Source organism: Flavobacterium sandaracinum, from assembly GCF_004349135.1.
Taxonomy (GTDB): domain Bacteria; phylum Bacteroidota; class Bacteroidia; order Flavobacteriales; family Flavobacteriaceae; genus Flavobacterium; species Flavobacterium sandaracinum.
Map to the genome: position 1 here is coordinate 1 of NZ_SMFN01000007.1, position 11,425 is coordinate 11,425.

At 34.9% G+C, this 11,425-nt stretch carries 9 protein-coding genes; 3 read left to right on the forward strand and 6 right to left on the reverse strand.

The window, feature by feature from the left end:
* Both E0F91_RS18190 and E0F91_RS07315 read right to left on the reverse strand, forming a co-directional pair.
* A partial coding sequence (locus E0F91_RS18190; protein ID WP_132064941.1) for a helix-turn-helix domain-containing protein occupies positions 1-256 on the reverse strand: 256 nt, incomplete at its 3' end.
* A 67-nt stretch (positions 257-323) separates the two neighbouring features.
* On the reverse strand, positions 324-1,601 hold the full coding sequence (locus tag E0F91_RS07315; protein WP_132065665.1) for a replication-associated recombination protein A: 1,278 nt from the start codon (positions 1,599-1,601) through the stop codon (positions 324-326).
* Between the two features lie 298 nt (positions 1,602-1,899).
* Between E0F91_RS07315 and E0F91_RS07320 the strand changes: the two genes are divergently transcribed.
* Positions 1,900-2,676, forward strand: coding sequence for a rhomboid family intramembrane serine protease (locus E0F91_RS07320; protein ID WP_132065666.1), 777 nt, complete (start codon positions 1,900-1,902; stop codon positions 2,674-2,676).
* A 59-nt stretch (positions 2,677-2,735) separates the two neighbouring features.
* Here the strand turns inward: E0F91_RS07320 and rlmB are convergent, their stop codons facing one another.
* From rlmB to E0F91_RS07340, 4 genes are all read right to left on the reverse strand, one after another.
* Positions 2,736-3,470: a 23S rRNA (guanosine(2251)-2'-O)-methyltransferase RlmB gene (gene rlmB, locus E0F91_RS07325; RefSeq protein ID WP_132065667.1), complete on the reverse strand. Its 735-nt coding sequence runs from the start codon at positions 3,468-3,470 to the stop codon at positions 2,736-2,738.
* Between the two features lie 240 nt (positions 3,471-3,710).
* Complete coding sequence (locus E0F91_RS07330) at positions 3,711-5,156, reverse strand: SusD/RagB family nutrient-binding outer membrane lipoprotein (protein WP_132065668.1); 1,446 nt, start codon at positions 5,154-5,156, stop codon at positions 3,711-3,713.
* A gap of 11 nt (positions 5,157-5,167) precedes the next feature.
* Positions 5,168-8,428, reverse strand: a complete 3,261-nt coding sequence (locus E0F91_RS07335) for a SusC/RagA family TonB-linked outer membrane protein (protein ID WP_132065669.1) — start codon at positions 8,426-8,428, stop codon at positions 5,168-5,170.
* Between the two features lie 84 nt (positions 8,429-8,512).
* Positions 8,513-10,219: a BamA/TamA family outer membrane protein gene (locus tag E0F91_RS07340; RefSeq protein WP_132065670.1), complete on the reverse strand. Its 1,707-nt coding sequence runs from the start codon at positions 10,217-10,219 to the stop codon at positions 8,513-8,515.
* A gap of 271 nt (positions 10,220-10,490) precedes the next feature.
* Here E0F91_RS07340 and rpsL point away from each other — a divergent pair, with 271 nt between their 5' ends.
* Positions 10,491-10,874, forward strand: coding sequence for a 30S ribosomal protein S12 (gene rpsL, locus E0F91_RS07345; RefSeq protein ID WP_007136570.1), 384 nt, complete (start codon positions 10,491-10,493; stop codon positions 10,872-10,874).
* 74 nt (positions 10,875-10,948) lie between these two features.
* Entirely contained in the window at positions 10,949-11,425 is a 477-nt protein-coding gene (gene rpsG / locus E0F91_RS07350; protein ID WP_035668130.1) for a 30S ribosomal protein S7, read from the forward strand.

Sequence of the window (11,425 nt, forward strand, 5' to 3'; positions counted from 1 at the left end):
AACTATCCAATAATGACAAAGAATCTTTCTGAATTGATTGTAAAACATTGAATTTAAATGCATCACTATAACTACGGTTCTTCCTTGGTATTAATCCATCTTCACCATAATAATTGTATAATCTAACCCATTTCTTAATACTGGATCTATGAACCATCTTTTTATTAGCTACAGATACACAGGAATTGTGCTGTTTGATAACTAATTCTACACATTCAAGCTTAAATGTGTATTCATACTTGACTTTTCTTTCCATAAAAATGCCCCCAAATAGTGTCTAACTTTTTGGGGGCAGTGTATAATCAAGACTTTTTTTATGGAATTTAATATCCGTATTTATTTTTCCAACGGTTTTTCAGAAATTCTCGTATGCTGTTTTCCCTTGAATTGTTTCCAGGAATATAAATAGGTTTTTTACTTATAGCATCAGGTAAAAATTCCTGCTCTGCAAAATTATTAGTGTAATCATGGGCGTATTTGTACTCTTCACCATATCCTAGCTCTTTCATTAATTTTGTGGGTGCATTGCGCAGGTGAATAGGAACCGGCAGATCTCCGGTTTGTTTTACTAATTGTTGTGCTGTCCCAATTGCTAAATAGGAAGCATTACTTTTGGGTGAAGTCGCAAGATAAACCGCACATTGGCTTAATAGGATTCGGCTTTCTGGATACCCAATTATGGATACAGCCTGAAAAGTATTATTGGCCATAATAAAGGCAGTAGGATTTGCATTTCCTATATCTTCACTGCTGAGAATAAGCATTCTTCTGGCTATGAATTTTACATCTTCACCGCCTTCGATCATTCGCGCTAGCCAGTAAACAGCGCCATTAGGATCGCTGCCTCGAATTGATTTTATAAAAGCAGAAACAATGTCATAATGTTGTTCTCCAGTTTTGTCATACAAAACAGTATTTTGTTGTACTAAAGCAAAAACACGATCATTAGTGATTAGAACTTCGTCGTCATTAGAAGCGTTTACAACAAGTTCAAAAATATTTAACAGTTTGCGTCCATCGCCACCGGAAAGTCGCAATAGGGCTTCGGTCTCGTTTAGTTTAATGTTTTTTGTTGACAAATACGGATCCGTTTTCATGGCACGGTCTAACAGTGACTCAAGGTCTTTTTTAGTGAAAGCGTTCAACACATAAACCTGACAGCGGGAAAGTAATGCGGGAATCACTTCAAAGCTTGGGTTTTCAGTTGTAGCGCCTATCAGCGTAATCCAACCTTTTTCGACAGCAGCCAATAATGAATCCTGTTGGGATTTGCTAAAACGGTGAATCTCATCAATGAAAAGAATAGGATTTTTTGCAGTGAATAAACCGCCACTTTGCTTTGCTTTTTCAATCACTTCCCTAATATCCTTAACTCCTGAATTGATCGCACTCAAAATATAAAAGGGACGTTTGGATTCTTGTGCAATTATTTGTGCCAATGTAGTTTTTCCAGTTCCTGGTGGTCCCCAAAAAATTAATGACGGTATAATTCCTTTTGCAATTTGTTGTGTCAAGGAGCCATTAGGTCCTATTAAATGGGATTGACTGATGTAGTCTTCTAATTTTTGAGGGCGTATGCGTTCTGCAAGTGGTGCTTCCATTTTTTACTTTAAATCTAAAATGCTTCGCCAGTTCGCTGGCGCTCGGGTCTAAATTCGTTACTCTTCAATCGAAAATATGACTTTGGTAAAATTACTATTTTTATTCGGAGCTATTTCCGGCTGTACACTATATCTTTTCTATCTTGTTAAAAAACGAGATAGAAAAGGATGCCGCTTCCATCCGGGCTAGGGACTTATACTTTAGAGAGTCTTTTTAATTTAAATATGACAAAATAGCATTAAATTGCTTTTGGATAAGTTTTTGAAATACTACTAAAATGTAAAATCTCACCTATTCATGGAAAAGCATTTTAAATTTACGAATTCAGTTATTGGATTGCCCCTTTCTTTTGTGGTGTTGTTGTGGTTTGTTTTTTGGCTCCAAATCCGATTTGATTTTGACTTTGTCGAAAACGGGATTTATCCTAGAACTTTTTCAGGTTTACAAGGTATTTTTTTTAGTCCATTTATTCATGCCGATATAGAACATCTTTACAACAATTCCATTCCGCTATTGATTTTATTAACTGCTTTACAATTTTTTTACGCAGAGCAAGCAATGAAGGTGATTGGATACGGTATTTTAATTTCGGGTTGTATCACTTGGAGTATTGGTAGAGAAAATTACCATATAGGCGCAAGCGGATTAATTTATGTGTTGTTTAGTTTTGTTTTTTTTAAAGGCCTACAAACGAAGTACAATCGGCTTGTAGCTTTGTCGCTTGCTGTTATAGTTGTTTATGGAGGCTTGGTTTGGTATGTTTTTCCAAGTCCTGAGATTACTGGAAATAAATCTATTTCTTGGGAAGGACATTTGGGAGGATTGCTCGCGGGTTTTTTTCTTTCTTTAGTTTATAAAACTCCTCAGTATAAGAAAGTGATTAAATACGATTGGGAACATCCTGATTTTGATGCTACAGCAGATAAATTTATGCAGCGTTTTGATGAAAATGGAAACTTTGTAAATTTACCTCAAGAAAATGAGGAAGCCATTTTTACCTATTATACAGCCGACATTCCTATAAATTATAGCGTTGTACCAGATCAAAAAAAAGAATCAAAACCGCAGTCTTGATTCTTTTTTTTATTTAGCAGTATTGGCTCCCTTCCCTTTGGGAAGGGTCGGGGATGGGATTAACTTCTTTGTCTTACGGCTTCATACAAGAAAGCACCGCAAGCTACTGAAACATTCAAAGATCCTATAGTTCCAAACATAGGAAGTTTTGCTTTTTCATCTACAATTTTAAGAACTGATGGGTTTACACCACGATCTTCTGACCCCATGATAATAGCAACGGGCTCGTTTAAAGAGATGTCATATATAGTTGTGTCTGTTTTTTCAGTTGCAGCGACAGTTTTAATGCCACTTGCTTGTAACAGAAAAATGGCGTCTTTAATGTGTTCTACTTTACAAATAGGAATATTAAAGACTGCACCTGCTGACGTTTTAACGGTGTCGCCATTTACGGGCGCTGAACCTGCTTTTTGAACAATAATTCCATTTACTCCGGTACATTCTGCAGTTCTAATAATTGCACCAAAATTGCGAGCGTCAGAGATTTGATCTAATATTAAAAATAATGGTTTCTTTCCGTTTTCAACAACAGATTCAATTAAAGATTCTAAATCAAAAAAGGAGATCGGAGATACGGTTGCCACTGCACCTTGATGATTATTAGGTGTAAGTCTGTTAAGTTTTTCAACCGGTACATAAGAAAAATTGATGTTTCCACGCTTCATTACTTTCATTAAGTCTTTCATAAGTTCGCTACTAGCTTCCTTTTGAATATAGACTTTATCTACTGTTGCGCCTGCTTGGATGGCTTCAATGATTGCTCTAATGCCAAATATTTGATGTTCTTTTTCCATGGTGCAAATATATAAAAAAAAACCATCAGCATTTGCTGATGGTTTTAAAGATTTAGTTTCATACTGTACATTAGTGTAAAGGGATCTTTTAATACAGTACAAATTATAAAAATAGGAGGTAAGGATCCTCAGATGAATAAACTTTTAGATTGTTTTGTGTCTTTACTTTTTCTAAGAAAGCTAATTAAATAAAAAGGCCGCCCGTTTAAGGGCAGCCTTTAGTTGATTTAACTGTATTTTCTAGTTTACGTCCCAGAAAAGTTTTGTAGTTTGTTCATCACCTCCTATGGCTGCAGAAGCCTCAGTATAGTTTGTTTTATTTAAATTTTGTTCGCTTATAGGATACGTATATCTTGTAGGAACTGGTAATTCAGACACAGCTGGTATGTTGAAACCGGGAATATCGTAAGTTCTCCAAGCAGTCCATGCCTCAAAGCCTCTATTGTACATAGCCAACCACAGTTGATTACCTATTTTTACTCTCCATGAACCTGGAGCAGTTGCATAAGCTACATTAGGGTTAAGTAAATAACTTGTAATACCTGATGCACCCCATTGTTCAAATGAAGCTGTTATTCCTTTGTTGTAGAATTCCGCTGCGAGAGCTGGAGTACCTGAAATAGAACGTTCAGCTGCATCAGCTAAATAAAAGTTTACTTCTGAGTAATCTAATAAAGAGGCTGGATTAGTTGGATTTGCTACTATATCTCCAATTTGGGTATATGCTAAAAAGCTATTATTTGCTCCGTAAGGTCCACCTTTGTAAACTCCTGAACCTAAATTTTGTTTAAAATAAACTTCTCTTCTCGGATCACTAAGATTATTCATGAAATCTACTAAGGTATTAGCAACAACGAAATCAGATCTTCCAGATTGTACTAGATCTACCCATACTGGATTTGTATTTGGAGATGCGCTCTCGTATTGTAACGACGCGTTATCTGCATTTGAAGTCAATACACCATCTGCAATAGCAGTTGTAATTGCCGACCTCGCTACAGTTGATAGTGAAGGAACATCAACAATACGAATACCCATCCTTAACTTTAAGGAGTTCCCAAACTTTTTCCAAGAAGCCACGTTTCCAGAATAAATTGGATCTATGGCGCCAAAGCCGCTGTTGGATAATTTAGGTATTGTAGCATTTAAACGAGTAAGTAAGTCAGCATAAATTGTAGCTGCGTCATCATACTTAGGTAAAATGTAAGTACCAGGATCTAATGATTGAGAATAAGGAATATCTCCAAAAGTCTCCACTAAGTTAGCCCAAGCATAAATGCTTAATATTTCTATTTGAGCTTTTCGTGAGTCCTTAGTTTCTTGAGAAAAAGTAGGACTTATAGGAGTTGCTTCAGTATTGTTCTTTGCTGTGTTTAAATCTAAAATAACATCTCTGTACATTTCAGACCAATGAGCATTAGTAATGTTACGTGTGTTGAAGTCGTAATTTGCCTCGTCTACATACGTTGTTTCAGTCCAGTGCTGTCCTAACATCCTGAAGATATTAGTGTTCACATTTGTACTTGTCATTTGATCCACTAAACTCTTAGTTGCACTATTGAATAAAAATGATGCATTAACCTGAGTTGGGTTCTTGGGGTCTCTATTTAAGTCTTCATATGCATCATCAGATTGGCATGATACAAGTGCTAAAATAGATAACGCTGTTATTATTATCTTTTTCATAATTTAATTTTTTAAAACTGTAATTTAAGACTTGCTCCAATTTCTCTAATAGAAGGATAAGCACCAGATTGGTAGCCCTGAACGTTTCCTGAGCTTAAACCAGCTTCAGGATCTGCATATGGAGTGTTTTTGTCAATAATCCATAAGTTTCTACCAATGATTGAAAAGGAAGCGTTAGTAAAAGGTAATCTATCCAATGTTTTACCACTGAAAATATACGTTAAGCTAGCTTCACGTAATTTGATATACCCAGCATCGTAAACGTGTAACTTGTTAGGAGCTCTTGCGTAACCCCAAGGGTTTTGATAGGTGTCAGCATTCGCTCTAACTGTATTAGGTGTTCCATCAGGAGCAACACCAGGTAATATTATACCACCTGAGTTAGCACTGTAATTTCCAGGAGTTCCTACGACTGCATCTCTTACTGGATTTCCTAGTTCGTTTGTACCGGCAGAGAAATCATACATCCCTGTAGCATAACCGTACCATGTGTCAAGAGAGAAAACGTCTCCACCTTTTTGCATGTCAATTAGGAAACTTAAATTCACGTTTTTGTATGTAAAACTATTGTTAAGTCCAGCTTTCCAGTCAGCATTGATATCACCAATCACACTATTATTTGTGCTTGTTCTTTGGTATGAACCAATTCTTGTTGCTGACCCCGTTTGGTTAACAATAGGTTGGCCATTTTCTGCATAAATAAAATCACTACCTCTGATTGTTCCATAAGGTTGACCTGGCGTAGCGTTGATTGATATTCCCCCTTGTAAACTAGCTATTTGTAAGTTTTCAATTCCGTTCAATAATTCAACAACTAAACTTTTATTTTGTGACCAGTTTAGGTTTAAATCCCATTTAAAATCAGCAGTTTTAAAAGGTGTAGCATTCAATTGAACTTCTATACCTTTGTTTTCAATTGTTCCCGCGTTCAATAGTGCTTGAGAATATCCTGTTGAAGTAGATAATGGTATAGGTGTTATTTGGTTAATGTTTTGATTATTGTAGTAAGATATGTCAAAACCAACACGTTTCTTTAAAAATGACATTTCTAAACCAACTTCATAACTATTTTGTCTTTCAGGTAATAAATTCAGGTTAGCTTGTGCGCCAGGATTTGATGCAATACCTGTTCCGTTGAATGGAGTTCCAATGTCAAATGTATTAAATACATTATAAGGATTTGTGTCACTACCTACCTCTGCGTAGTTAGTACGTACTTTACCAAATGATAACCATGGAAGATCTATTAACTGGGAGAAAATTAAACTTCCAGATACTGAAAAATAATTAAATCTGTTGTTCTCTTTAGGTAATGTAGAAGAACGGTCAGATCTGAATGAGCCTTCTAAGTAAGCAAAACCATCATACCCTAAACTTGCTCTAATGTATTCGCCGTCAACTAAACTACTTGAAGCATATTCAATAGGAGCATTTATAGGATTCACACTATTTGAAAGAGAATATAAGCTTCTTAGATTTAAACCTCCGTTAGTCTCAGCAGAGATACTGTTGATAGTATTGTTTCTTAAATTGAAACCGATGTTTCCTTCTAAATTTAATTTTTCAGTTAAATCTTTATTGAAATTTAACATTGCATCGTAATTATATTCAGAAACATTTCTATTTCGTCTAGTGTATTTAGATACATCAGCACTTCCTACGTTGATTCTTTCTTCTTGAATTTCGCCGAAAGTATCAAATGAGAATCTTCCCATTACGCTCAACCAGTCATTTATTTTGTGATCTAAGGCAACGTTACCAAAGTATCTTGATCTAGTATCATTTTGATAATTCTCATAAAAAGTCCAATATGGATTGTCAGAATAGATCGGTCTTAAGTTCGAAGGACTATTTGGATTCCAAGAAATGTTATCGCCTGTAGCAAAATAAGCATCTTTTTGTTCTCCAAAATCAACGTTCATTTGATTCCATTGTCTGAATTGTTGCATAACGTTACCTGCAGAATAACCAGTACCGTTTCTTCCTTTACCATCCGCTTTTACAAAATTTAGGCTGGTAGATACTTTTAATTTATCCGAAAGATCTTGAGATCCTGAAAAAGTGATTGTATTTCTTCTTAGGTTACTATTTGGTAAGTTACCCTCCGCAAGCAGATTGGTAAAACCTAATCTGAAAGTACTAGTATCTGTACCACCGTCTAATGAAACAGAGTTAACAGCTGTGCTGCTAGTTCCCCAAACGGAATTTGGGTTATTTTTCCCAGCTACCCATGGTGTTGCTTTTTTGTATGTTTCTGTTAATTGTGGATAGAGTGAATTCCATTGGTATATCATCAAACTTGGATCAAAAGCAGCACCATATGAAGCGTCCTCTGTAAAAGGCGTAATCAAATCATCAATACCATCACCGTTAATGTCTGCTTCGTTAAAATATGCGTCCTCATTTGGTCCATAAAACGGGCCATATCCAGCTCCGTATTTATTTTGATATTTAGGTAAAGTTTCTTTGTCAGCATTACCTAAAGTCATACTAGAAGAGATCGTTATGCCAAGACCTTTTCGTTTTTTTCCTTTTTTAGTAACGATCATGACAACCCCTTTAGAAGCTCGAGAGCCATAAAGTGCAGTAGCTGCCGCTCCTTTTAGAACATTTATAGATTCGATGTCATCTGGATTGATATCTGATGCGGCATTTCCGTAATCATAACCACCTCCACCAGCTTGCTGGCTGCCAAGATTTGAGTTGCCGTTATCTATTGGAACTCCGTCAACTACAAATAATGCTTGATTATTTCCTGTTATAGAGCTATTTCCTCTTACTACAACTTGAGTAGAACCACCAAAGTTTCCAGATGTTTTGATGTTTAAACCTGCTACTTTACCAGAAAGCGAATTTACAAAATTCTGGCTTTTTACATTAGAGACTTCTTCACCGCTAACCTGCTGTGTTGCGTACCCCAGTGCTTTTTTTTCTCTTTTAATACCTAAAGCTGTAACAACAAGCCCTTCCAATTGCATTGCATCATCTGTCAATTTTATATTTATTGAGGATGTATTAGCTAACTTTTCTTGAGTTTTCATCCCAATGTAGCTAAATACCAAGACTTGACTTGGTGTTGCTCTGATGGAATATTTCCCGTCAAAATCAGTTTGTGCTCCAGATTGAGTTCCTTTCACTAATACACTCACGCCTGGTAAAGGCAATCCTGCATTATCAGAAACAACACCTGAAACAGTTCTTTCTTGCGCAAAAGTTATTTGCGCCACAAGTACTACTAAGAGCACTAAGAATCCATTAAACTTTAGTTTCATTTTTTAATATTTTGAATTAGTGTCGCAAACGTCTTAATAATTTGTTAACTTTCCTAATATATGAAATGCTAATTTTATCTTAAATTAAAATTTAACATTATAACTAATGTGGATGATGCTATTATAAATTTCAAATTGTTGCTTTTTAGTTTTGCCATTGGCTAGTGCTACTTTAAGTAATCCGTTTTTTGTTTGTAATCCCATCCCTAACCCAATGCCAATAAGGTTTTCCGTAATATCTGAATTTCCTGAACCGGATTTATTTTTAGCCAAGCCATAATCCAGAATGGTATTCAAATAAAGATTTGGAGCTAGAACATAGCGGTATTCTGTTAGTAATGATGTCGTTAAGTAGGCTTGTAGACTATTCTCTGCAAAGCCTCTTATGCTGTTAAATCCTCCAAAACGGAACAATTCATTAACAACATAACGGTTGCTATTAAGATAGCTGTTTTGACTGTTTAGATGAATTGAATTCTTTTTGTTTAAATAAATGTTGTGCATTGCTTGAACAGTAAGAGTCAATTGATTATTTTTTGAATCCTCCGTTGGATTCGTGATTTTTCTTTTACCAATTCCTACAGCGGTTTGAAATTTTGATTTTATGGGAAATAGGTTGTTGTTTGTGTCTGATTTTAAATATTCAAAACTGGAAGTTAAAAACGAATTATTAAAATCACTGATTGAAGTGCTGTTTGAATTTTGAATGTCGCTTGATTCTGTGGTGTGATATCCCAAGTACATCCGGGAATTATAATTTATAAAATAGCTTAGGTCGATTGCGGTTTTTGTGTTTTGAAAAGTAGTATCTTGTCTAAAGACTTGTAGTTGTGCTTTTAGTCCTATAGGTGTTTGGAATAGATATGGAAGTTCAAGGCTAGCTTTAAACGTTTTTTGATCGTTGCCGTCGCTTTTCCAATAGATAGAAAGTTGCTCTCCAGAACCCAGGATGTTTTGTAGATTTATGTCCAGGTATCCAGTTAGTATGATCTTTTGATTGTCATTATTTGCAAAGCCTAGGAAGCCATCAAAAGTATTTGAATTTCTTTTTTCTAAATATACATATACTTTTGTGCTGTCCTTAGTAAATAAAATTTCTGGGTATTTTAATTGATTTACAAAATTATATTTTTCGAAATCAGTATTAATTTGTTCAACCACTTTTTGATTGAAAATTATTTTTTGATATTTTTTGTTAATTTGTGTTAAATGACCCTTTGGGAATTTATTTGCACGTCCGTTTTCGGCATACCGAATTGTAATTGAGTTTAAAATCCTTTTTTGATCTGTTTCCACTTGTAGGGTAGCGGAAAGAGCACTTTTATCTCTTGTAATGTTTACTAGTTTTAATTTTGCTAGTGAAAAGCCATTTTGCTCTAGTTTCTGTAAGGTTTGCTCTAAGAATAAATCTATTTCTGAGTAGGGTACTTCAATACTATCATTTTTTTTACTTCGTGTGATTAAGTTGTTTAATTGTTTGGCATCTCCTAAGTATATAGAGATGGATTTTACTTTTTCTCCTATATTGATTTTTGCTATAAAGGAGGAATCTTTTGCTTTAGAAAATTCAAGCATGTTATTGTCAATATAGCCGATCTTTATTAATCTTATTGAAAATTTATTTATTTCCTCTTGAAGTTCTTTTGTATTTTGATGTTTGGAGTTGTAACCCAATGAATCGATGGTTTTGGATTCAGAGTCGGATTGCCCAATTATTTTTAATTGAAAATTTTGAGCGGAAGAGTGCCACCCAAAAATCAAAAATAAAAGAAAAATAAGGAAACGTTTCAAAGGAGTATTTGTTTTAATAAATATAATGCAAATATCTATGGTTTGTTATAAAAATCAAAGTGTAAAACAATGGTATTGAATTTGTCGCTGAAATAGTCCTGAATTCGTATCCTTATTTTAATTTAAGTAATTCTTTATTCCTTTAAAGAACAAATTATTAGTTCGTAAAAAAATTAATAGATTAACGTTTGTAGAGTAAAAAATATTTTCTACATTTGCAACCCCGTAAAAAGCGGGAATTTAATATAATAAGAAATTTTTAGTATTAATTATGCCAACAATTCAACAATTAGTAAGAACAGGAAGAACTCAGATAACTAAGAAGAGTAAATCGGTTGCTTTAGATTCTTGTCCTCAAAGAAGAGGGGTTTGTACGCGTGTTTACACTACAACACCAAAAAAACCAAACTCTGCAATGCGTAAAGTAGCGCGTGTACGTTTGACAAATGGTAATGAAGTGAATGCTTACATCCCTGGTGAAGGACACAATTTACAAGAGCACTCGATAGTATTAGTTAGGGGTGGAAGGGTAAAAGATTTACCAGGAGTTAGATATCACATCGTTCGTGGTGCACTTGATACGTCAGGAGTAGCAGGAAGAACGCAAAGAAGATCTAAGTACGGAGCTAAACGCCCAAAAGAAGCAAAAAAGTAATTTAAAACGTTATTTCTTGTAGAGATGTGATTCGTTACAGCTTTATAAGTATGACCTTTTATTAAAAAAAAGACATGAGAAAAAGAGCGGCAAAGAAAAGACCACTTTTACCAGATCCAAGGTTTAATGACCAACTGGTAACACGTTTTGTGAACAACTTAATGTGGGATGGAAAAAAATCGACAGCGTTTAAAGTATTTTATGATGCAATTGACATCATTGAGTCTAAAAAACAAGATGCGGAGAAACCGTCATTAGAGATTTGGAAAGATGCATTAACTAATGTTATGCCTCACGTAGAAGTGCGTAGTCGTAGAGTAGGTGGAGCTACATTCCAAATTCCAATGCAAATTCGTCCAGATAGAAAAATTTCTATGGCGATGAAATGGTTAATTCTTTATTCTAGAAGAAGAAACGAAAAATCTATGGCTCAAAGGTTAGCTTCAGAATGTTTAGCTGCGGCTAAAGAAGAAGGAGCAGCTGTGAAGAAAAGAATGGATACTCACAAAATGGCAGAAGCTAACAAAGCGTTCTCTCACTTTAGATTTTAA

Coding starts and splice junctions, on each gene's coding strand:
- E0F91_RS07335 (WP_132065669.1), bottom strand. CDS start 8,428: ATGAAACTAAAGTTTAATGGATTCTTAGTGCTCTTAGTAGTACTTGTG.
- rpsG (WP_035668130.1), top strand. CDS start 10,949: ATGAGAAAAAGAGCGGCAAAGAAAAGACCACTTTTACCAGATCCAAGG.
- E0F91_RS07330 (WP_132065668.1), bottom strand. CDS start 5,156: ATGAAAAAGATAATAATAACAGCGTTATCTATTTTAGCACTTGTATCA.
- E0F91_RS07320 (WP_132065666.1), top strand. CDS start 1,900: ATGGAAAAGCATTTTAAATTTACGAATTCAGTTATTGGATTGCCCCTT.
- rlmB (WP_132065667.1), bottom strand. CDS start 3,470: ATGGAAAAAGAACATCAAATATTTGGCATTAGAGCAATCATTGAAGCC.
- rpsL (WP_007136570.1), top strand. CDS start 10,491: ATGCCAACAATTCAACAATTAGTAAGAACAGGAAGAACTCAGATAACT.
- E0F91_RS07315 (WP_132065665.1), bottom strand. CDS start 1,601: ATGGAAGCACCACTTGCAGAACGCATACGCCCTCAAAAATTAGAAGAC.